Below are 22585 nucleotides of genomic sequence, written 5' to 3' on the forward strand. Positions count from 1 at the left end.
GGTGCACGAGTCCAGCCTGTCTACCAACCGCGGTCCGACGTGACCGATCCGGCCGAAGTGAGTCTCGCTTCCGGACAGATTGGATGCGAGCCGCCGGCGAGGATCAATTACAGGTCGAGGCGGCTGTGGCGGAGAACCGGGCGAGCCTGCTCCTGCGGTCAAACCGGGCTGTCTTCGCGCGGCCGAGACGATAGTGGCACGGATCTTCGGGATGGAAACCAGGCGCGGTCGTGCAGAGGATGCCGAAAGTTGCCGGCCACCACGCCGCCGACCCCGATGAGGGCCAGGAGCAGGCCGTACCCGTTGAGCTCGGCGTGCCCGAGCGCAAGAATCGTGGCCACCGCGCCGACGATGCCGATGGCCAGCAGGAGAGCCGCGCGCACTGTGGTCGACCAGCTGGCGGTCGCCGCCGGCGTCGTGACCCAGTTGGCGCTGTCGGCCACGACGCGACCCAGCCGACCGGCACCGCGGCGTTGGTCACCGGCGATGGTGAGGCGGCCGGCCCCGGCGGCGGTGAACTGGTCCTGCCAGAACCGCATCGCCGCGCGGCTGGCTGGTCGGCCGAACAGGATGACCTCGCACCCCTTGAGCCCAGGCAGGCCGGCGGTGGGTTCTTCGTGCAGGTCTGGGGCCCCGGCCCGGCCCGGCGCGGCGATTTCGTCTTCGAGACCGGCCACGATGAGCCGGTCCAAGGCCGCGGTGCTGACGCTGCGGATCGCTGTCAGGTAGGTCCGCAGCGTCTCGGCCCTGCTCGACCCGTCGGCGGTCGCCAGGCTCGGCATGTCGAGGAAGGTCAGCGCGCCCGTGGACAGCTGCAGTGTCGCCAGGTCTGCTCCGCCGGCCGGGGAGTCGGGTGGCAGTAGATAGCGCACTCGCGGCCGGGTGCCGCCGTGGTGGGCCAGCCGGTCGAGCAGATGACGCAGCAGAGACGTGGTGCAGGTGTCGGTGCTGAGTGCGTAGATCTCGGGAGTGCGGTCGGTGATGCGGGCCTGAGCCATCATCTGCTGCAGCAGCTGCCACTGCAGAGTCAGGGTTTTGCCGTTCACGGTCGAGCCGACACTGATCATGCCGATGCGCAGCACGCGGGGTCGGGCCGCCGCGCACTGAGCGTCGTCAGCCGCCTTCGCAGCAGCGGCGACGAAGGGCTCGGAGGCCAGCGTGCGCTGAGGGGCGCGCTGGAACGAGGTCAGCAGGTCCCGCCAGCTGCCGTGCTCGGCGTGGTCGAGCAAGGTGGCGCTGGTGGTGGCGGCGGTCTGCAGCAGTTCGTCCAGTTCCGCCAGTTCCGCGTCGGGGGACGCGACGGAGGTGGTCGTGTCGTAGGAGATGAACATCTGCATGCTGGCGGTGTCCTCGAGGGTGGTGGATTCGGCCAGCAGGAAGGCCGCGGCCGCGGTGAGCACCTTGCGGACGATGCGCTCCTGGGCCGGGTCACCGTCGAGGTCGCTCAGCTCGACCGGCGGTGGAGCATACCGGTCGATCAGCATCGTGGAGGTCGGGAAGAGGCTTTCCAGCAGCATCCGCCAGCGTCGGCCCGGCGTGTCGGCGGGCGTGGGCCCGTCCGCGGTGCCGGCGTGCACGCGGCGGTGCGCCCGGTCAAGGGCGTCCACCCCCTCGCGGGCCGTCAGTTCGACGGTGTAGAGCACGGCGAGGGACAATTCCCTCCCGAGTACACCGAAACGGGTTCCTATGCGATCGGCCACTGCCCTAGGAAACGTTGGCGTTCCCGTCAAGTCAAACGTTGTCCAGCTTCTGTCCGTTAATCAATGGCGCGATACATGAATCGTGACGAGGCTGGGCAAGCGTGAATCACGCATCCGCCGGCCGTTCATGATCGCCGATTCGACAGAGCGTGTCGGCGTACGCACAGAACCGCATACTTGCGTGTATGACCGCGCACGACCCCGCCGACCCCCAGGCTTCGGGCCGCACCGCGGCCGCCGAAAGCGGCTCGCCGGCCGACGAGCGCCCGCCACCCCCGCCAGCTGCGCCGAAAGGACGCTGGGAGCACCCGCGCGGCCGCGGACCCGCGGCGTTGATCCCGGTCGTCTACGGCATCGGCGTGGCCACCGAGGCCGCCGCCGAAGCCGTCATGGGACAGCTCGCTCCGTGGGTCCGCACCCGGCTGGTGGGCGTCGAGGAAGTCACTCCCGCGGTGCTCGACGTGCACGGGCTGGTGATCGTGCTGTCTTCCGATGTCGGCGGCCGCCAGAAGCCGCGGTTCCGGGAGCTGCGGCAGGTCGGGGAGCGGTTCCGGGCGGCGCGACCCCTGACCGCGGCGGACGCGTTCGTACCGGGCTCGGGCAACTGGCACCGAGCCAGCACGTTGTGGGTGCTCTACACCGACGAGGCACTGGGCGATCCCGACGCGCGCGCCCTGGTCGAGATGGCCTGCGCCAGCTACGTCTTCGCTCCCGGCGTGCCGTTCACCGGCGACCTGCTGGAGCTCTACGAGTCCGGCGTCGCCCAGGCTCGAAGACGCAAGGACCCCGCGGAGGCAGTGACGATGACCAACTGGGCGTGGTTGGGCAGCTTCGGCATCCACGATGTCGCGTTCGCCACCACGATCAAGAACGCCATCGAGGCTCGCTGCCGCGAGTGCGACGATCCCGCCTCGCCGAAGATGGCGCGGCCGATCCCCGGTGTGGAGATGAACCGCCTGGAGCTGGTGCTGTTCGCACCCGACCACAAGCCGCCCGCCGACCCCGCGCTCACCCCCAAGGAGCAGGAGCGGGAGGCGACCAACTTCACCGCCACCGGCGCCCGTGCCGTGCGCCTGCACCTGGTCAAGCTGACGCAGACTTTTGCCGGCACCGACACCCCCTTCGAGGTCCCCGAGCGCTACCGGAAGGCGAAGAACAAGCAACCCCTCTACCGTCGCCTTTACCTCACCCTGCGTGCGGTCACCGCCGATTCATGATCACCGAACCGGTTAACGCTTCACGCACCTGCAACGCAATCAACGAATAACTCACCCGCTGTCGATGCACGCTTCACGGAATCGATGATCGTTCATTTTCGGTGATTTGTCGCCGCCTGGTCGGTGCCGTAGACAAAAGGTATGCGCAAAAGCCTGAACGCCCGCGTCGCCCTCGCTGCGACTGCTGTGCTCATCGTGATCGCGGTGCTCATCGCCACTTCGATCAACCCGTCGCTTCTCTACGGCATGCCCGCGCCGCTGTGGGCGATCGCCGAGATCATCAAGGCGATCAACGGCACCCCGCGTGACCGCAGGCCCCGCCGGCGTCTGCTGCGCGGCCCGGCGGCCGAACCCGAGCTCGGCGCAGTCGGCGACGAAGACGACGGCAGCGAATCGGAGGACGACGGCCCGTCCCTGCAGCGGCCCTGACGTCGCGGCCATGACACGGGATGTCGGCTTTGAACCACCGCGAGCCCCAGCCGGACCGGCTGGGGCTCGTCGCATGCTCGGGTCGGGATCCGCTGGCGATCTTCGCCGACATCGTGAGGTTAGTGGCTCTCGGCGACCGGTAGCCTGCGCTCCGGATAGGGAAGCCACCTGGCTACCTCACTTCGCGACGATGCCGCCGTCGTAGACATCGACGCCGGTGCAGGCGGGCAGCGTCTTGACGTCCGGGTGGCTCCGGAGCACAGGCCCGCGGCACGTTCGAGCGGCATCGCTCCGAACTTCGCCGTCGCCAGTACCAGCGGAGCCGTGGCGTCTCGGCAGGGTGCGGCGATCCGGAAGGGCGTCTACGACCGGGTGCATTGCTCGAACGATGGCGCCGGGTTCGGCGCTGGCCGATCATCCCAAGACGGTGAACCCACGCGAGGACGTCGTGGTCCCACCGATCAACGACTGGCTGCGCCAGATCTTCGTCCCAAACAAACCGCGTTGAAGGGAACCGAGGAGAAGCTACGGCGACACCTGGCGGCCATCGAAGCGGGTGTCGACCCCGTCAACTCCGTCGAGCCCATGAAGCGCGCACAGGCCGAGCCAGGCTGCTATCGAGGAGCTGAAGCACCTGCCGGACACGCAGGCGGTCGACGTGGCAAAGGCATATGCGATGCTCGACCAGCTCGGCGACGTCGCCAGGCACCTCGACTCGCGGGCTCCGGAGAGGATCACACAGGTCTACCGCGACCTGAGCCTGCAGGTGTTCTACGACAACAAAAAAAGGCAGTCATAGTGCACGCGTGGTCCTGGCGGCTGCACAGCTGCCGGCTCGTTTGCGACACACCTGCAGACTACGTCCGAACGCGCACCTGACTCGGTACCCTCGCCTGCACGAGACCTCATCGCGGCCCGGCGCACGCGACTGGGCGCTGGCCCTGCCGGGCGCGGAACTGGCCGCCCGGCTCGGTCTCGAGCCGGGAACGCACGAAGCCATCATCGCGCACCCGGACGACGTCACGAAGGCACTGCAGGCAGCTGCGGCTGCGCAGAGACGACCGGGTGAAGCTCGACCGGGCTGATCACGGTGGTCGTGCGACATCGTCGCCCATGAGCCGACATCGACGGCCGAGCGGTCCGCAAAGCTGCTCGAAGAGGCGGGCCAGCGGCCCTCCGCGGGCAGGCCCCCGGTGCGAATCCACTCCCAATCGTCGCCGGCCACTGAACATCCTCACCGCGCTCATCGGATTGCCGGTTCCGCGCCGAACGACGCTTACCCATTGCACCAGTGCGACTCGCCGATCAAGCAGCCCACCTTCGTGCACGCGTCCGGAGGAACAAGCTCCGAGAGCGACTTGCGGCCTATTGGACGACGGCGCCAGCGGCTGCACGGTATCGTGTCCGCTCAGCCATCAGCACTGCACGGGTGACCCGGCCGAGATCGAAGGCATTGCGACGCATGACTTTGGCGATCGCCGTTGGGTCGATCGTCGCGGTCCGGCCGGTGACGGACAGAGCCACCGGTGGCTGATCTGCACAGCAACCGTGCACCGGAACCGCGACCGTCGTTGTCCCGCGAACCGTGTCCTGACTCTGCGCCGCGCCCAGCAACCGGACCGCCGCGAGCTCGGACGAAAGAGCTGGATCGGTGTTGACGTCGTCCGCGGCCAGCACCGATTCCACCGCGCCGCGTTGCACCCCGTTCGAGATGGAGGTCCCGCCGCAACTTCGGTGCCCGAACACCTCGTTCACCTGACGAATCCCGTCACCAGCCAAGAGGCACACCGCCGCGTACTCACCGGTGATCCGGTGCAGATCGACCAGATACGGCGTGGATTCCCGTCGAAGTACCGTGATGAAGTGTGAATCGATGCAGTGACCGGGTTCTGAAAGGTGGCGACCGGGAACGTACTTGTCGCCGAGCCGCGCTACGACGCCGTGCCTTTGCATCACGCGCAACAGACGGTGCACGGTCGCCTTGGCCAGGCCGGTCCGACGGCAAAGTGCGGCGAGGTTCAGGGAGTTCTCGTCGATCAGTACGTTCGTGAGCACAATCATCGCCTTGTCGACCGCGGTCATCACGGGCTTTCCAACGCGATCAGCATCGATTTTGCCGAGGTGAGCGACATTGTCCACGGGAATTCCATTTCGCTCGAAACATCCGAAGTCGTTACTATCCGAGCGTAGGCGACTACGTGGAGCAAGTTCCCGCCGCCGGGTGACGGGGAGACCTTCAGTCACCAAATGTGCGCGAAGCGCCCTCAAACCGAATCTCCGGGCAAGTGTTCGGGACCGCACGCCCACGCCGAGCGCCGCCTCAGGCCTATTCACGGGGTCGTCCGGCCGCGGGGGCAGGGACCGGCGCTCAGGACTCGACATGCCGGCCTCGGGTTCGCCGGCCGCAGGGGCGCGTTCGACCAGGTCGGATGGCTACGAACGGGCCAGGATGACGGAACCGGGCCCGGCGGTTCAACCAGGCCGGAGGGTGTGGGCGCCCACACGGGGGGACGATCGTACTGGTTCGACCCTTGACCAGCAAGCGGTTCGACGCAGGATGACCACCCCACGGCAAACACTGCCTGAAGAGGCCAAGATGGCTCAACCGGGAAAAAGTGAGCATACGATGCACGAAGTGTCTTCGTTGTGGTTCGGACAACGAGAAATCTTCGAGCCGACAGCGCAGATTTACGAGGACAAAGGAATATCGGCAAGCCGTAGCGCACAACAACGAACTCCGGTAGCCGATTCGCACGGGAGCAACGATGCCGCCAAGGTTTCCGTCCGCAGTCTTCTCCGACACGACCGGAACGCTTCCCGGGTGGGGCGATTCGCTTCAGGTTTGCACGTCTCGCGCACCGCGGGTGTCGATTTCCTCGGATGTCCTCGCGCTGCCAAGCCCAGGTGAATGAGCGTGGTGGGCGAAGCCGGACCGGTGCACTCCTTCTCGCCGGCGGACGCGCGCGCCGATCCGCTGTTCGAGCCGATCTCTTTGGGGCCGGTTGTCCTGCGCAACAGGATCGTCAAGGCGGCCATGGCGACGAACCTGGCCACCGGCGAAGGCATGGTGACCGGCCGCTTGCTCGACTACTACGCCGAGGTGGCGCGGGGCGGAGCGGGGCTGGCCATCGTCGAGTTCTGCGCGGTCGACGACCAGGCCGCGGTGTCTTGGCCACTGCAGTTGCGCGCGCACTCCGAGACGCACATCGGTGGCCTGTCCCGGCTCGCGGACGCGATCCATTCGGGAGGCGCTCGCGCCGCGCTGCAGCTCTGTCACGGGGGAACCCAACGGCTGGTGCCAGGTGCTCGCTGGGCTCCGTCCATGCGATCCGACCCGGACCTGCACATTCCCTCCGCCGCAGACCTCGACGCGCTCGTGCGGGCTTTCGCAGCCGCTGCCCGGCGCGCCCTGCTGGCGGGTTTCGACCTGGTGGAGGTGCACGCCGCCCACGGCTACCTGATCTCGGAGTTCCTCGCACCGGACACCAACCGGCGGGAAGACGAGAACGGGGGCGATCTCGCCGCACGCAGCACGCTCCTGCTGCGCATCGCGAGGACGGTGCGGGAGACCGGAATCCCCGTGATGGTGCGGCTCAACGGCTCCGACCTGAGAACAGGGGGAACCACCCCTGCCGACGCAGCGGCCATAGCGCTCACCTTGCAGAGCGCCGGTGTGTGTGCCGTCCACGTTTCCGCCGGTACGTACGAGAGCCGGGATGAACGCAGCACACCGTCCTACGCAGACCGCGGCAATCTGGTTGGGCTCGCCGCCGGGGTCCGGCGCGCGGTCGAAATCCCGGTCATCGCGTCGGGCGGTCTTTCCTCCGCGGACGCGATGCGGCGCTTGCTCCACGATGGCCAGGCCGATCTGGTCTCGATGGCCAGACAGCTGCACGCCGATCCGCAGTGGCCGGAAAAGGCCGAGACCGGACGGGAAGCGGAGATCCGGCCTTGCATCCGGTCGAACCGGTGCGTCCACGACGGCCTGCGAGCTGTACCGGTGCGCTGCGATGTCCGGCCGGACACGGCGGCCGGCCTGGAGCCGGCCTCGCGCCCGCGACGGGTCGTGGTCGTCGGCGGTGGTCCGTCGGGGATGGAAGCCGCGCGGGTGCTGGCCCGGCGCGGCCACCGGGTACGGCTGCTCGACGCCGCCGCGGAACTCGGGGGCGTGCTGCGGGCGGCCTCCCGGCCGGACTTCAAGAAGGATCTCGCGGCCTTCCTCGCCTACCAGCGGGCACAACTGCGGGCGCTGCCCGTGGTGGTGGAGCTGAACAGCTGTGTCACGGCTGCTCAAGTGGCCGGACTCGGCGCCGAGGTGCTCGTGGTGGCGACCGGAGCGGCTCCCCGCAAGCCGGTCACACCGGCCGCGGTCGCGGCGCTGGACGTGCTTTCCGGCGTCGTGGTTCCCGGCGCCCGGGCCGGCGTGGTCGGGGGCGGGATCACCGGCTGCGAGGTGGCGTTGCACCTGGCCCGCAGCGCGCACGAGGTCACGCTGTTCGAGCGCGGCGGGACTCTCGCGGAGGACCTCGAACCTTCGCACCGGAGGTGGTTGCTGGCCGCGCTGCGCAGACACGGGGTCGAGGTGCGCCTCGACACCGAAATCATCGCCGAAACCGACGGTGCTCCCCGCGACCGAAGCGGATCGTGCGGGCCGGCGATGGACACGATCGTGTCCGCCGTCGGTGTCCACCCGGGCAGCTCGCTCACTGGGGCTGCACGCGCCGCCGGTCTGCCGGTCCACCCGATCGGCGACTGCGTGCGCCCCGGTGACCTCGGTGCCGCACTGCGGCACGCCTGGAACACGGCGATCGCCGTCTGAACGGAAGGCAGCACCTGACGTGAAGTTCGTGTTCGTGACCGGCGGTGTGGCTTCGTCGACCGGGAAGGGGCTCGTCGCCGCTTCCCTCGGCACCCTGCTCGCCGCCCGCGGGCTGACGGTGACGTTCCAGAAGCTCGACGTGTACCTGAACATCGATGCGGGCACCATGAACCCGGTCGAGCACGGCGAGGTGTTCGTGACCGCGGACGGCGCGGAGTGCGACCTCGACATCGGCGTGTACGAGCGGTTCACCCCGGCGGTGCTGTCACGCGCCAACGACCTCACCGGCGGTGCGGTGTATGCCGCGGTGCTGCGCAAGGAGCGCGCCGGTGACTACGACGGTGCGACCGTCCAGGTCGTCCCGCACGTCACCGACGAGATCAAGGAACGCATGACGGCCTGTGCCGCAGACGCCGACGTGGCGATCATCGAATGCGGCGGCACGGTCGGCGACCTGGAACCGGTGCCCTTCCTCGAGGCCATCCGCCAGCTCCGCCAGGAGCTTCCGCCGGGCGGCTGCGCGGCCGTGCACGTGGCGGCGGTTCCGTTCTTCTCCGGTCCGCAGGAGGTGAAGACCAAACCCGCCCAGCATTCCGTGCAGGCGCTGCGGCAGGCGGGCATCCACCCCGACCTGCTCGTGGCCCGCTGCGACCGGCCGCTGGCCGCGCGCACCAGGGGCAAGCTCGCCGCGTTCTGCGGGCTGCCCGCGGATTCGGTTCTGGTCTCTCCGGACGTGAACAGCATCTACGAGCTCCCCCTCGTGCTGCACCAGCAGGGCTTCGACGAGCAGATCCGCCGGCTGCTGGCACTGACGACCGGTCCCGCGGAACTGACGTCCTGGCAGGCGGTCGTCGACGTGCTGCGAACCGCACCGGCGGGTCCGGTGATCGCCGTGGTCGGCAAATACGTGGAACTGGCCGACTCGTACAAGAGCCTGAACGAGGCGCTGGTGCACGGCGGCATCGCGTGCGAACGCAGGGTCGTGCTCAGGCACATCGACGCCGAGGAGATCGAGCGGTCGGGCGCCCACCGCCTTCTGTCCGGCGTGGACGGGGTGCTGGTGGCCGGCGGGTTCGGCACCAGGGGGATCGAAGGCAAGATCGCCGCGGCGCACTGGGCACGCACCACCGGAACGCCTTACCTCGGGATCTGCCTCGGGCTGCAGGTGGCGGTGATCGACTACGCGCGCGACGTGCTGGAGCTGACGGATGCCCACTCCACCGAGTTCGCCCCCGCCACGCCGGACCCGGTGATCGACCTGCGGCCCGACCAGCGCGCCGTGCGCGATCGAGGCGGCACGATGCGGCTCGGCTCGCACCTGTGTGCCCTCACCCCGGGCAGCGGCGCGGCGAACGCGTACGGAAGGGACCAGGTCGAGGAGCGGCACCGCCACCGCTACGAGGTGAACAACGCCTACCGGGAAGCACTCGCGCGCCACGGCATGGTCGTGTCCGGGCAATCACCGGACGGTTCGTTCGTGGAGATCGTGGAGCTGCCGGAGCACCCGTATTTCACCGCATGCCAGTTCCACCCGGAGTACCTGAGCAGGCCCACCGCTCCCCATCCCCTCTACCGCGCCTTCGTCGCAGCGGCGCTGGCCCGGGTTCCCAGTACGAACGGAGTCTTGCAGTGAGCACATCTCAAGCGCCGCCCATCTCGGTCGCCCTCGACGTCCCCGACGCCGGTCGGGCACGCGAACTGTACCGCGCGCTACGCCCGTACACCGACCACTTCAAGATCGGCCCCCACCTCCTGCTCGGCTCCGGCCCGGGCTTCGTCCGGGAGCTGGCGGACGACGGCGCCAAGGTGTTCCTCGACCTGAAGTTCCACGACATCCCCCAGACGGTTTACTCCTCCGCGCTGCAAGCGTGCCGTCTCCGGCCGTTCATGTTCGACGTGCACGCCCTGACCGGTGACGAAGCCATCCGCCGCGCGGTGCGTGCCACGAGAGACAGCGGGATCGCCCCCCGACCGAACGTCCTCGCCGTCACCGTGCTCGTGAGCCACGGTCCCGAGTACTTCGACGCCTACCTGGGCGGTCAGCGCCCCACCGAGGACGTCGTCACGCGCTACGCCGCCCGTGCCCGGCAGGCCGGAGTGGACGGGATCGTGTGTTCGCCTGACGAAGCGGCCGCGGTCCGGGCGGCGCACGGTCCGGATTTCCTCATCGTCACCCCGGGGGTGCGCTTCCGCGAGGAACAGGCGGACGATCACGCCCCGCACCGGATCGCCACCTTCGGCGACCCACGACTGAAGAACTCTTCGGTGCTCGTGGCGGGAAGGCCGATCATCGCGGCGCCGGACCCGGTCGAGGCACTGCGCACCGCGCAGCGGCTCCTCGACGAGGCCGTGACGGGGGGTGCCGACGGTGCCGCAGCCACTCAGCGCTGACGACCTCACCGACGTCATCCACACCGGACACTTCGAATTGACCAGCGGGCTGCACAGCGCGGTGTACAACCAGACCGCCGTCCTGCACCAGGACCCGGCGCGCTGCACCGCCTTGTGCACGCAACTGCTGCGAGAACTGGGGCGAGAATTCGACGTCGTGGTCGCTCCGGCGCTCGGTGCGATCGTGTTCGGCTTCGAATGCGCCCGGCTGGCCGGCCGGCCGTTCCTCTACTCGGAGCGAGCCGGTGGCAGTCAGCGTTTGCGGCGAGGCCAGCACTTGGCACCGGGGCAGCGGGTGCTCGTGGTGGAAAACGTGCTGACCACCGCCGGCACCGTGGAGGAGGTACTTGCTCTCGTGCGCGGCGCGGACGCGCGGCCGGTGGGCGTCTGCGCGCTCGTGGTGCGGCGAACTGTCCCGTACCCCTGGGAGAACGAGGTCCCGCTGGTGGCGGTGGTGCGCCGCGATATGCCCGGTCACGAGCCGGCACGGTGCCCCCAGTGCGCCGCCGGGGTGGGCATCGACAGCCCCGGCAGCAGGCGGGCGTCGTGAGCGGCCCGCTGATCGCTCTGATCGGGCCGGCGGGATCGGGGAAGAGCACCGCGGCCCGCTTGCTGGCCGAACACCTGCCTGGATACCGGGTGGTCGAGTCGTCGGCCGCGCTGCTGGACGAGTTCGAACGGCGTCGCGGCCGGCCCGGCGCTCGCCTGGACACCTACCGCGCCAAGGCGGTGGCGCGCCGTCCGCTCATCGAGCTGGCCGAGCAGCTGCGCGCGGACGCGCCGCTCTGGTTCAGCGACCGGGCGCTGAACCACCCGGGGCCGCTGATCGTGGTCGGTCTGCGGTGCGCACCCGACCTCGAACGGCTGGAGGCCCTGGGCGCGGTGTTCATCCAGGTGCGGGCGGGCCGCCGGACCCGGTGGGCACGGCTGGGGACGCGGGCGATGGTCCGGGCGGCCGCCGACCCCTTCGACCGGGAGCTGGCCCGGTTCACCGGGGCGCGGATCGTGGTGGACAACGACGGCACCGTCGACGAACTGGACGGCAGGCTGGCCCGGATCCGGGACTGGCTGCCCACGCCACGCACCGCCGCCCTGCGCGAGGCCGCGGATCTCATGGAGCGGCTGCTGGCCGGATCCGGCGGCTGTCCCTGGAACCGGGAGCAGGACATCCGCTCGATCCGGCAGTACCTCGTCGAGGAAACCTTCGAGCTGCTGGACGCCATCGACGGCGGTGACACCGAAGCGCACCGCGACGAGCTGGGCGATCTGCTCTTCCAGGTGCTGTTCCAGGCCGCACTGCGTGCCCGGGACGGAGACTTCGACCTGGCCGACGTGTGCCGGACGCTGGTGACGAAGATGGTCCGCAGGCACCCGCACGTCTTCGCGGGTCTTCCGGTCAGCGGCACCGACGAGGTCCTCGCCAACTGGGCGGCGATCAAACGCGCCGAACAGGGCGAGCAGAGCCCATCCGGCGTGCCGCTGGCCCTTCCCGCTCTGCTGCGTGCCCAGCGCGTCATCGAGCGGGCTTCCGCGGCGCCCTACGGCACCGCGGCCGAGCAGCTGGCCGGTTTCGAGGCGGCGGTGGCGCGCGGTGACACCCCCGGCGGGGCCGCGCTGCTCGGCGCGCTGCTGTTCAGTCTCGTCAGGCAGGCGACGGCCGCGAACATCTGCGCCGAGGACGCTTTGCGCGACCAACTGCACTCCTCCCCCGTTTCGGCTGGTGGTTCCCGATGAGCACGACGTATGACTGCGACCTGGCCATTGTCGGCGGAGGAGCCGTCGGCCTGGCCACGGCGTACCACGCCGGGCGCCGCGGCCACCGGACCGTGCTGCTGGATCGGCGGCAGTTCCTGCACGACGACACCGCCTCTGCCGGGACCTCACGCCAGTTCCGGATCCAGTACAACGATCCGGCCATCTCCCGGCTGGTGCTGGACTCGATACCGCTGTGGGACCAGTTGAGCCAGGACTCGGGCGAGCAACTCGCCACCCGGGCCGGTTGCCTGTGGTTCGGGGATTCCCGCGCGCCGGGTGCGGAAGGCCAGATCGAAGCCGTGCTCAGGGTGATGGATCAGCTGGACGTACCGTTCGAGGGGCTGACGGCGCAGCAGGTGACCGAGCGGTTCGGGTTCCGGGGCATTCCTCCGTGGTGGAGCGGCTTCTTCCAGCCCGACGGCGCCGCCACGGACGTGAAGGCCACTCTCCGGGCGTTGCTGCGCGGTGCTCGGGCCGCACCGCACGTCACCCTCCTGCCTGGCCGTCGTGTGATCGACATCGACGTCAGCGGTGCGGGCATCAGCCTGAGTACGGAGTGCGGCAACACCGTGCACGCCGCCAAGCTGGTGGTCGCGGCGGGCCCGGAGTCCAACGACGTGCTGCGCCTGCTGGGATTCGAGCTCCGGACCGTCGTCTGGGAAATGATCTCGGCCTACTTCCGCGCCGCACCTGCCGCGGCCGAGCTGCCCACCTGGATCAACTTCCAGGCCACGAGCGAGGACGACCCCGGGCTGTACTACGGATTCCCGGCGCTGGCTTGGGACAAGCCGGGCTACGCCCGGGTCGGCGCCAACTACCCGAGCCGAGTGCTGCGGACGCCGGCCCAGCGTTCGGCCGAGCCCGAGCCGGCGGTGGTCGCCAGGATCGGGGCGTGGGTCGCCGAGCACATGCCGGTGCTGGATCCCGTTCCCGTGGGCGCTTCCACCTGCACGAGCGCCTTGTTCACCGCGCCGGACCGGCCCGGCGAACTGGTGCGGGAGATGCTCGTCGACTTCGCCCCGGACGTGCTGGCACACCACCGCGACATCGTCGTGTGCGCCACCGGCTGGGTGTTCAAGATCGTGCCGCTGCTCGGTGCCGTCTGCGCGGACCTGGCACTGGACGGCCGTACCGCGTTCGACATGAGCAGCGCTGCGCTGCGCCCGGAACTGTGGCACCCGACGGTGAGGCAGAACTGAGATGGAATCCGACGTGAACGTCCGGCGGTACACCTCGAGGTCGGGGGTGACCTTCCACGTGGTCCACGAGAAGGATCCCGGTGCGGGCCCCGCCAACGGCGGCCTGCGTCTCCTTCCGTACCCCGACGACGCCGCAGCGCTGGCCGACGGTGTGCGGCTGACCCGGCGGATGATGGTCAAGCACGCGCTCTACCGCACCGGGTTTTCCGGCGCCAAGATCACCGCGCGTGCCGATCCCGCCACCGTGGACCGGGTGGACCTGCTCCACGCGGTGGCCGAGGTCCTGAACTCCGCAGCCGGTGACCTCTACACCGGCTGCGACATGAACATCGGCAACGCGGATGCGCAGCTGCTGACCGAGTTGTCCCCATACGTGCTGGCGGCCGTGGACGCTCCGGTCGACGCGAACGTGGCGACCGCGCACGGTGTCGTGGCTTGTGCGAGGGCAGCATTGGGGGGCCGGCTTTCCGGCCGGTACTTCCTCGTGCACGGCGTCGGCAAGACCGGCAGCGTGGTCGCCGCGCTGCTGGCCGCGGCGGGTGCCGAGGTGCACACGTACGACAAGGACCCTGCTCGGCAGGCGGTGCCCGGCTGCACCGCGCTGTCCTCGGACGCCCCCTGGTGGCGTGTACCGGTCGACGCGCTCGTGCTGTGTTCCGCTTCCGGCCTGGTGAATCCCACACTCGCTGCGGAGCTGCGTTGCCGCGCCATCATCAGCGGGGCCAACTGTCCGTACAGCGACGACGTCGTCGAGAACATCTTGAAGTCCCGGGGAATCCTCTCGGTGCCCGACGCGCTGGCGAACGCGGGTGCGGTGATCTGCGATTCGATTGAATACCGGCACCCGGAGTTGTTCCGTTCGGCCGTACCGGACGAGGTGTACCGATTCGTCGCCGAGACTGTGACCGAACGGACCCGTGAATACCTCGCGCTGGTCGAGCGCAACCCTGGCGGCGAGGTCCTGTCCCACCTGCTCGCCGGTGCTCCACCCACCGTGTGCGGTGACCGGTTCGCGGCCACATCGCCGGCGACCGGGCCGGCAGCGGTGCTGTTCGACCTGGACGGCACGCTGATCACGACCGAGGAGGTGTGGAACGAGGCGATCAGCGAGGTGCTGCGGGGGTACGGGGTGGCGGTGCCGGAAGCACTCCTGCGGAACACGACCGGACTGGACATCACCACCACCCTGCTCGTGATCGCCGACGCGCTGCACGTCTCCCTGCCGGTGGAACTGGTTGCTGCTGCGGTCGAGTCGCTCGTGGCACGACGGCTGAGCACCGTGCCGTTGGCCGTGCCCGGTGCCCGCGAACTGCTGGCCGACCTCGCCGCCGCCGGGGTGCCGACCGCACTGGTGACCTCGACCAGACGTGAGCTCGTCGACTCCGTGCTGCCGGTGCTGGGGCACACCTTCGACGTGGTGGTGTGCGCCGACGACGTCATGGCCACGAAGCCGGACCCGGAACCGTACACGACCGCCCTCACCGCGCTCGGCGTGCCGGCCGGCCGCTGTGTCGCGATCGAGGACACTGTTGCCGGCGTGACCAGCGCAATTCGAGCGGGGTGCGCGGTTGTGGCCGTGACCGCCCAGCCGATCGACTTGGCCACTTCCTCGGTCACGCTCTTGTCGGAGGTGCGAGTGGAACAACTCGGCGCGGCCCTGCGGTTCCACCGGCAGCCGAGCGCGACGTCGGACGCGATCCCGCTCCCGCTCCCGCAGGGGAAGACGCCGTCGAGCCCGCGCGGCGCAGCGGTCACTGCGGAACCGCAGTACCAGCCGTGATCGGCCGCGCCACGAGCCACGGCACCCGCCTGAACAGCTGACGAGCCGCTGGTCGGCCGAGTTCGACAGCGCGGGCGAGCGTCGTGACCGACCGAAGGCCGGATCAGCACGGCAACGGCAGCCAGACGGCGGCCGTGGGCGGTAGCTGACCAAGCAGCCGCCGGAGTCGACGCTCGAAGGGCACGGACGCACGACTTGGCGGGAAAACGTTCCGCCGCTCGGAATGCGCCATTGCCGCGGCCGCGCGAACCGGGCTAGCTTGCGTTCGACCAAGCGATCTTCCGGCTCCATCGGAGCCGGCCCGAGTTTCACCGGCGCTTTCGGCCCCGGTTCCCCGCTTCGGAAGGATCATCGTGTCTTATTCGTCGTCCGCCGGACCGGTTTTCCTGTTCCCGGGGCAGGGTGGCTACCTGCCCGGTTGTCTTTCGCGTGTGTGCGCCGGCCATTCACTTCCGGCCGTAGTCGGTGAAGTGGACGCCATATCGCTCCGATACGGCGGCCCCACTATCTCCGCTTTGCTGGAGATGATGGACGCGCCGGCGTTGGACACGCTGCTGGCCGGTGACGTCCCTGCCCTGAGCCTGGCCATCTTCGCCACCGAACTGGCGGTTCTGGAACTGTCCCGTGAACTCGCCGGTGTCACGCCCGGCCTCGTGATCGGGCACAGCTTCGGCGAGTTCGCGGCGTTGACCGCCGCGGGAGCGCTCGACCTCGCGGACGGGGTCCGGCTCGTCATCGCGCGGGACCGCGCGCTGCACGCTTCGCGCGGCACCGAGGGAGGAATGGTCGCGTTGCGCGTCGGCCGGCAGCGCGGAAGCGCCCTCGTCGGCGCTCTGGCTGACCGCGCCGTAGCCGTCGCCGCCCACAACGGGTACGACCAAGTCGTGGTCTCGGGCCCGCACGAGTCGCTGAACCGGCTGACGGCACTGGCGGACGTCCTCGAGGTCGAGGCGACGCGCCTGCGTGTCCCGTACCCGTTCCACAACCGCCTGCTGTCCGAGGCGAACCGGTTGTTCGAGGCGGAGGTGGCCGGGATCCGGATACGCGCTCCGCGGGTGCCGATGTATTCGCCGGTGCTGGGCCGTTACGTCGAAACCGAGCAGGACGGCCGCGAGATCTTGACCAGCCACCTCGAACGAGAGGTCGGCTTCCTACCGGCCTTGGTGACGGTACGGGGTGACGGGTTCACCCGGTTCCTCGAGTGTGGTGCCCGCGCCGCCCTGACCGACTTGGTGAACGCGGCCCTCCCCGGGACACGGACCGCGGCGCCCTTGCGGCAGCGCCGAACTCTCGACGAACTACGGAGCGCGTTCGCCGCCTTGTCCGCCGAAGAGGCTGGATCAGACGCATTGCCGGTCGAACGGGCCGGGGCGGAGGTGACGCCGGCCGAGCCGGTCCCCGCCGTCCCCGTCCCCGAGGCGGCACCCGCGCCGGCCGGATCTTCGCCGCCCGTGGCCGTGGCCGGTCCCGGCCTGTTGGGCGAGTTGCGTACCCTCTACGCCTCCGCGATCGGCTATCCGGAGGAAGTGTTCGAGGCCGACGTCGAACTCGAGGCGGACTTGGGGATCGACTCCATCCGGCAAACCGAGCTGCTTCAGCGGGCCCGCCGGAAGTACGGTCTTCCCGAGGCCGAGCACGTCCGGATCACCGACTACACCACCCTCGCGTCGATCGCCGGTCTGCTCACCGAGCTCGGAGCCGGGCGGGTGAACGCGTGACCAGGTCACGCGCCGGGGCCTTCACCGACCGGATCTGCCTCGTCACGGGGGGCTCGAAGGGGCAGGGCCGGGCGATTGCCCGCGAACTGGCCCGAGGCGGGGGCCATGTGATCGTGAACTGGTTCCACGACCTGGACGCAGCGCGGCAGACCGTTGCCGACATCCTCGCCGAAGGTGGCTCCGCGGAGCACCTGCGGGCGAGCGTGGCCAAGCAGGAAGCGGTCGAGGAGATGTTCGCCGACGTCGCGCGTCGGCACGGCCGGCTCGACGTGCTGGTCAACAACGCCGCCCGCGGCGTGTTCGAGCCCGGTCACGTGCTCACCGACCGCGACTGGGAGCGGGCGATCGACACGAACGTGCATGGTCCCCGCCGCTGTTGCCGAGCCGCGTTTCCGCTGATGCGGGAGCGCGGCGGAGCCATCGTGAACCTGGGGTCGATCGGCACCAGTGTGGTCATCGACAACTACAGCTGCGTAGCGGTGTGCAAGGGCGCGCTCGAGCAGCTGACGAAGTACCTCGCCGTGGAGTTCGGTCCGCACGGTATCCGGGTGAACATGGCTTCCGCGGGGATGCTGGTGAGCAAGACGGTCGACTTGTTCCCCCGCAGTGAGGAGGTCCTGGCGGCGACGGTCGCCGGCACCCCGCTCGGCCGGCTGGGCACGGTCGAGGAGCACGCGAAGCTGGTCGCCTTCCTCGCCTCGCCGGATGCGTCGTGGATGACGGGAGAGAACGTCGTCAACGACGGCGGAATACGGCTGGGCGGGGCGCTGATTCGCGCCGGGGGCACGTGGGGCGACGCCGTCCGGCCATCCGCAGGTATCGCCGCACTCAGCCCGCCGACCGCCCCGAAGGCGTCGATCCACGGAGCCGCACACACCGTCGACCGTGCCGACGACGATGGTGCCATCGCCGTCGTCGGGATGGGGCTCGTCGTTCCCGGCGCGGAGTCGCCCGAGCAGTTCTGGGAACTACTGCGGTCCGGTGCTCCTGCGTTCACCGAACCGGGAGACCGTTATCCGCTGGACACGTTTTGGGCCGCCGATCCGGGCGACCGCGACCGCACGTATGCACGTACCGCGGGCTTCGTCCGGATGGGGCGGCACGAGGACGTCGCTCCCGATGCCAGCCTGTCCTCGTCCTGGCTGCGCCACGCCCTGGGTCAGGCGTTGCCGGACGGGTCGTCGACCCGCTCTTCGCTGTTCATCGGGGCCTGCTCCGACGGTGATCAGCACTTCGAGCAGGCCATGGTGGTCGAGGGGTACGCCCGCATGCTCGCCGGGCATTGGCCTTCGCCGGGGGGCCCGGACGCGGACCGCCTGCGCTCCCTGCTGCGGGAGCGCTACCGGTTGGCCGCGGGCAGCCCCGAGACCCACTTGCCGGACGGGATCGTTCGCAACGCCCTGCGCGGCCTGCTGCCGGACACCACGCCCGTCACGATCGTGGACACCGCCTGCTCCTCCTCGCTCTACGCCATCGACCTGGGCGTGGCCGCCCTCCACGAGGGCCGCACGGACCTGGCGCTGTGCGGTGGCTACTTCATGGTCACCCCACGCTTCAACGTGCTGTTCAGCAAGCTCGGTGGGCTCAGCCGCCGCGGTGCGGTCGACGCGTTCGACGGTTCCGCGGACGGCACGCTCTTCTCCGACGGGGCGGCCGTGGTAGCCCTTCGACGGCTGGGTGACGCGCGGCGCACCGGCCAGCGAGTGCTCGGAGTACTGGCGGGCTTCGGCGCCGCGGCCGACGGCCGCGGCAAAGCCATCGCCGCCCCCAATCCGCGCGGGCAAGAACTCGCGATCGCCCGCGCCGGCCGCGGGAGTGACCGGGAGCCGATCTGGGTGGTCGGGCACGGTACCGGCACCCGGGCCGGCGACGGGGTCGAGCTCGCCGCGCTGGACCGGTCGGCCGGCCGGGAGACGTTGTGCACCAGCAACAAGTCACTGGTCGGCCACACGGGTTGGGCGGCGGGTGCGGTGTCGGTGATCCACGCGCTGCTCGGTCTGCGGCACGGTGTGGTCCCCGCCCAGCGCCCCCGGCCGGATGCGGCGGTGACCGCCGAGCACGTCACCGTTCCCCCGCAGGAGACGCCCCTGCCGCCCGGACCGCGGCTGGTCGGCGTCTCCGGGTTCGGCTTCGGCGGGACCAACGGGCATCTGCTGCTCCGTGATGACCCCCGTCCCGGCGAGCCGGCTCCGACCGCGCGGCCACCGGCGAAGGATGACCGGATCGTCCTGGTCGCGTGGAGCGCCCACCTGCCGGGCGCACCACCGTCGGCCGAAGTCGCGGACCGTCTCGGCCATGGGCGTGCGCCCGCCGCCGAGGCCGGCTTCCCGCTCCCCTACCCGGCGCCGGACTGGCAGGTCAGCCGGCTGCCCGCCGCGGTGTCGGATGCGATCGACCGCACCCACTTGATGGCGCTGGACGTGGCCGAGCGCTTCCGGTCCGAACACGGGCCGCTGTGGGAAGGCCGGGAAGAGACCACCGGCGTCATCGCCGCCCACTACGGACCGACCCTGTCCTGGTACCAGTCGGCACTGCGCTGCTACGCCGACGACCTGCTCACCGTGGCGCCGGGTGAGCTCGACGCGCGCGAGTTCACCGAGGCCGCGCGCGCGGCCGGCCGCGCGGTGCGGGCCGCAACCGCCGCGACCACCCCGGACACTCAGCCCGGCTTGATGGGGAACGTCATCGCTTCGCGCATCGCCAACCGCTACGACCTCAACGGTGCCGCGCAGCTCGCCGACGCCGGGCCGGCCGCCACCGCGCACGCGGTCCAGACCGCGGTGCGGCACCTCCGCAGCGGAGCCCTGGACCTCGCGCTCGTGCTCAGCCTCAACGGCAACAGCACCGATGAACTGCGCACCTTGCTGGGACGCGGTCCTCTCGGCGAAGGCGCTTTCCTCTTCGCCCTGGCCCGCGAGAGCACCGCCGCCGCGGCCGGATGGCCGGTGCTGTGCCAGGTCTCGGTCGTCACCGGCGGCGCCGAAACACCGGGCGGACGGGCACTGGACTACCTCGGCGCCAACGGCGCGTGCGACCTCATCGGCGTGCTGTCCCGGTTGAGGGACACGGCCGTGGTGATCGCCGACGGCCCCTCGGCGCCCGGGATCATGCTGACGCCGCACCCGGCCACCCGGCCCGTACCGCGCAACGAGCGCTACGTCTGCTCCTACGTCGAAGAACCGGCTCCCGACACGGAGTGGACCACCCCTCCCGGACCGGATTGGCTCGTCATCGTGGAACCCGGTTGCGAGGAATCGGTGCCCACGGACGTCCGCGCGTCCGGAGCGCGTGTGCAAGTACTGGACGAGACCGTACCGATCGAAGCTCAGTTTCCCGGCGCCGCGACGGGTACGGGCCGGTTCAGCCACGTCCGCCTCTTCGCGTCCGCCGGTGGGACGGCCCCCGGGGAGACCGTTTCGGAGAGCACCCTCCGCGCGCACGAAGCCCTCTTCCTCGCGGCGAAGTCGTGCCGCGACCGGATCGACGCCGGCGGCTCGCTCGGGGTCCACCTCATCGACGAACTCCGCAGCGGTGTCCCGCACCCCGCCACCGGTCTGTTCACCGGCATCGTCAGCAGCCTCGCCTGGGACCTCCACCAAGCGCGGCTGGCCGTGGTCATCAGCTCCGAAGCCGGCGCCTGGGCCGCCCTGAACCGGGAACTGGCCGGCTACGGCGGCTACCCCACGGTGCTCCATCACGACGGTGTGCGGTTGCGCACCAAGCTCGTACCCGCCCCGCTCGATCTGCGCTCGAACGTGTCGCCGCTGCGGCCGGGATCGGTCGTCGTGGTCACCGGAGGCGCGCGGGGGATCACGGCCGCCTGCGCCAAGGAGCTCGCGTCCCGGACGCCGCTGCGGTTGTGGCTGCTGGGGTCGTCCCGCCTGCAGGACGTACCCGAGGACCTGCTGGAGGCCGACGACGATGAGCTCGCCGGCCTGCGGGCGGACTTCCTCAAGACCGAGCGCGCCCGCACCCCGGGCGCCACGGTGCGAGAAGTCATGGCCCGGTTCGACCGCCTCCTCAACGCCCGCGAATCGCACCGCACCCTTCGGGAACTGCGCGAACTATGCGGTACGGACGCAGTCGACTACCTCACCTGCGACCTCACCGACGCCGAGGCCGTCCGCGCGACCGTCGGCGCGATCCGGGAGAGCACCCCGGATGTCGATCTGCTCGTGCACGGGGCGGGCCTGCACAACGGCGGTGACATCGCCCGCTTGTCGCTCGACGGGCTGCGGCACATCCGCGGAGTCAAGATCGAGGGATACCGCAACCTCAAGGACGCGTTCGGTGCCGCTCAGCCCGCCCAGTGGTGCAACTTCGGCTCGGTGGCCGGCCTGGTCGGGTTGCCCGGCGAGACGGATTACGCGCCCGGAAACGACTTCCTCCACGGGGCAGCCCGCCAGGCGGCGCTGGTCCGCGGTGCGGACGAACGGACACTGATCTGGCCGATCTGGGCGGAAATCGGCATGGGCGGCTCCGAGCTGATGCAGGGCAACAACGACCGGGCGGGGATCATGGCTCCGCTCGCTCCCGCCGAGGGCGTCCGGCACCTGGCTGCCGAGCTGACCACGCCCTCGGTCGCCCAGCCGCTGGTGGCGTTCCTCAACGCGAAGGAACGCAAGACATTCAGCGAGCAGTTTCCCGGCTTCGTGCACCCGGTGCCGGAACGCTCCCGGTGGATGCTCGGTGTTCCGCACCGCATCACGCGGAGTGCCACGCAGTGGCTGCTGGACCTCGGCGAGCGAACCGCGGGCTTCCTGGCCGACCACACGGTGAACGGCAAACCGACCATGCACGGCACCGGACTGGCCACCATCGCGGCCGAAGCGGCGACCGCCGTGGTTCCCGAGCTACCTGTCCACACCCTGGAGAACCTGCGGTTCTCGGCGTTCGTCACGCCGAAGGCCGGGCCGGGCAACCCCTACCGCGTGACCGCGCGGCCGTCCGGCGCGGATCGTGTACACGTCCGGATCACCAGCGACGTCGTGGACCGGCGTGGCCGGGTGCTCCGCGCGGACCGGGAACACTTCGCGTGCGACGTGGTACTGGGCCCGCTGCCGGCGCCGCCGCCGGCCCGAAACGTCGCTGCCGACCGTCCGTCCGAGGATCCGTACTACCGCGACGACAGCGCCGTGGTCCTTCGCGGGGTCTACCGCGCGAGCACCGACGGCCGGGAAGGACCCGGCGGCACCAGTTCCCGCTGGGAGCTGGTACCAGCGGTCACCGACGCCGACCGCGCCCTCCTGGAGAACCCGCCGGTCCCCACGGTCATGCTGGACGCCCTGGCCCGGACCCGGTTGCTGCGCACGGACGCCGACGGCGTGCACCTCGTCGCGGTACCCCGCTTCATCGCCCGTGTCGAATTCTTCACGACAGGCAGTGACTTCGCGGTGACCAAGTCGAACCCGGACGGCATCCGGCTGATCCACGTCGACGACGCGAACGTCGAGGAAGCCGTGAACGCGGACGGGCGGGTCCTGATCCGCATCTCGGGCTGCGAAACGTTCGACGTCGGCGAGACGAGCTGATCCGGCGCCGCGGGCGCGACCAGCACGGCCGGGCCTCGACTTCATC

At 70.1% G+C, this 22585-nt stretch carries 14 protein-coding genes; 12 read left to right on the plus strand and 2 right to left on the minus strand.

Going from position 1 to position 22585, the window contains the following annotated elements; translation table 11 throughout:
• Nucleotides 1-158: 158 nt before the first annotated feature.
• On the minus strand, nt 159-1730 hold the full coding sequence (locus ACLJPY_RS02640; RefSeq protein ID WP_410586352.1) for a hypothetical protein: 1572 nt from the start codon (nt 1728-1730) through the stop codon (nt 159-161).
• 155 nt (nt 1731-1885) lie between these two features.
• Here ACLJPY_RS02640 and ACLJPY_RS02645 point away from each other — a divergent pair, with 155 nt between their 5' ends.
• The 3 genes from ACLJPY_RS02645 (at nt 1886) to ACLJPY_RS02655 (ending at nt 4145) form a co-directional block, all read left to right on the plus strand.
• Nucleotides 1886-2917, plus strand: a complete 1032-nt coding sequence (locus tag ACLJPY_RS02645; RefSeq protein ID WP_410586353.1) for a hypothetical protein — start codon at nt 1886-1888, stop codon at nt 2915-2917.
• 141 nt (nt 2918-3058) lie between these two features.
• Nucleotides 3059-3346 (plus strand): hypothetical protein, encoded by a 288-nt coding sequence (locus tag ACLJPY_RS02650; protein ID WP_410586354.1) that lies wholly within the window; start codon nt 3059-3061, stop codon nt 3344-3346.
• 658 nt (nt 3347-4004) lie between these two features.
• The gene (locus ACLJPY_RS02655) at nt 4005-4145 is read left to right on the plus strand and encodes a hypothetical protein (protein WP_410586355.1); all 141 of its coding nucleotides are present in this window, start codon (nt 4005-4007) and stop codon (nt 4143-4145) included.
• Nucleotides 4146-4711: 566 nt separating this feature from the next.
• On the opposite strand, the gene ACLJPY_RS02660 is transcribed toward ACLJPY_RS02655, so the two are convergent.
• Nucleotides 4712-5485 (minus strand): helix-turn-helix domain-containing protein, encoded by a 774-nt coding sequence (locus ACLJPY_RS02660; protein ID WP_410586356.1) that lies wholly within the window; start codon nt 5483-5485, stop codon nt 4712-4714.
• Nucleotides 5486-6254: 769 nt separating this feature from the next.
• On the opposite strand from ACLJPY_RS02660, the gene ACLJPY_RS02665 reads away from it, so the two are divergent.
• The 9 genes from ACLJPY_RS02665 (at nt 6255) to ACLJPY_RS02705 (ending at nt 22539) form a co-directional block, all read left to right on the plus strand.
• Nucleotides 6255-8165, plus strand: coding sequence for an FAD-dependent oxidoreductase (locus ACLJPY_RS02665; RefSeq protein ID WP_410586357.1), 1911 nt, complete (start codon nt 6255-6257; stop codon nt 8163-8165).
• A gap of 19 nt (nt 8166-8184) precedes the next feature.
• On the plus strand, nt 8185-9798 hold the full coding sequence (locus ACLJPY_RS02670; RefSeq protein WP_410586358.1) for a CTP synthase: 1614 nt from the start codon (nt 8185-8187) through the stop codon (nt 9796-9798).
• The gene (gene pyrF / locus ACLJPY_RS02675; RefSeq protein WP_410586359.1) at nt 9795-10556 is read left to right on the plus strand and encodes an orotidine-5'-phosphate decarboxylase; all 762 of its coding nucleotides are present in this window, start codon (nt 9795-9797) and stop codon (nt 10554-10556) included. The genes ACLJPY_RS02670 and pyrF overlap by 4 nt, the downstream gene beginning before the upstream one ends.
• Nucleotides 10534-11106 carry a phosphoribosyltransferase family protein gene (locus ACLJPY_RS02680; RefSeq protein ID WP_410586360.1) on the plus strand — a complete coding sequence of 191 codons (573 nt, stop codon included), beginning with the start codon at nt 10534-10536 and terminating at the stop codon, nt 11104-11106. Before pyrF ends, ACLJPY_RS02680 begins: the two co-directional genes overlap by 23 nt.
• Nucleotides 11103-12290: a MazG family protein gene (locus ACLJPY_RS02685; protein WP_410586361.1), complete on the plus strand. Its 1188-nt coding sequence runs from the start codon at nt 11103-11105 to the stop codon at nt 12288-12290. The genes ACLJPY_RS02680 and ACLJPY_RS02685 overlap by 4 nt, the downstream gene beginning before the upstream one ends.
• Nucleotides 12287-13510 (plus strand): FAD-dependent oxidoreductase, encoded by a 1224-nt coding sequence (locus tag ACLJPY_RS02690; RefSeq protein WP_410586362.1) that lies wholly within the window; start codon nt 12287-12289, stop codon nt 13508-13510. The genes ACLJPY_RS02685 and ACLJPY_RS02690 overlap by 4 nt, the downstream gene beginning before the upstream one ends.
• 1 nt (nt 13511) lies before the next feature.
• Nucleotides 13512-15290 carry an HAD-IA family hydrolase gene (locus tag ACLJPY_RS02695; protein ID WP_410586363.1) on the plus strand — a complete coding sequence of 593 codons (1779 nt, stop codon included), beginning with the start codon at nt 13512-13514 and terminating at the stop codon, nt 15288-15290.
• Nucleotides 15291-15814: 524 nt separating this feature from the next.
• Nucleotides 15815-17008: an acyltransferase domain-containing protein gene (locus ACLJPY_RS02700; protein WP_410586445.1), complete on the plus strand. Its 1194-nt coding sequence runs from the start codon at nt 15815-15817 to the stop codon at nt 17006-17008.
• Entirely contained in the window at nt 17005-22539 is a 5535-nt protein-coding gene (locus tag ACLJPY_RS02705) for an SDR family oxidoreductase (RefSeq protein ID WP_410586364.1), read from the plus strand. The genes ACLJPY_RS02700 and ACLJPY_RS02705 overlap by 4 nt, the downstream gene beginning before the upstream one ends.
• Nucleotides 22540-22585: the final 46 nt, after the last annotated feature.

The organism is Amycolatopsis sp. lyj-23 (genome assembly GCF_046549135.1).
Classification (GTDB): domain Bacteria; phylum Actinomycetota; class Actinomycetes; order Mycobacteriales; family Pseudonocardiaceae; genus Amycolatopsis.

Bases quoted from the DNA above. Each gene is read 5' to 3' on its own strand.
- ACLJPY_RS02695 (WP_410586363.1), top strand. From the start codon at position 13,512: ATGGAATCCGACGTGAACGTCCGGCGGTACACCTCGAGGTCGGGGGTG.
- ACLJPY_RS02690 (WP_410586362.1), top strand. From the start codon at position 12,287: ATGAGCACGACGTATGACTGCGACCTGGCCATTGTCGGCGGAGGAGCC.
- ACLJPY_RS02645 (WP_410586353.1), top strand. From the start codon at position 1,886: ATGACCGCGCACGACCCCGCCGACCCCCAGGCTTCGGGCCGCACCGCG.
- ACLJPY_RS02665 (WP_410586357.1), top strand. From the start codon at position 6,255: ATGAGCGTGGTGGGCGAAGCCGGACCGGTGCACTCCTTCTCGCCGGCG.
- ACLJPY_RS02650 (WP_410586354.1), top strand. From the start codon at position 3,059: ATGCGCAAAAGCCTGAACGCCCGCGTCGCCCTCGCTGCGACTGCTGTG.
- ACLJPY_RS02700 (WP_410586445.1), top strand. From the start codon at position 15,815: ATGATGGACGCGCCGGCGTTGGACACGCTGCTGGCCGGTGACGTCCCT.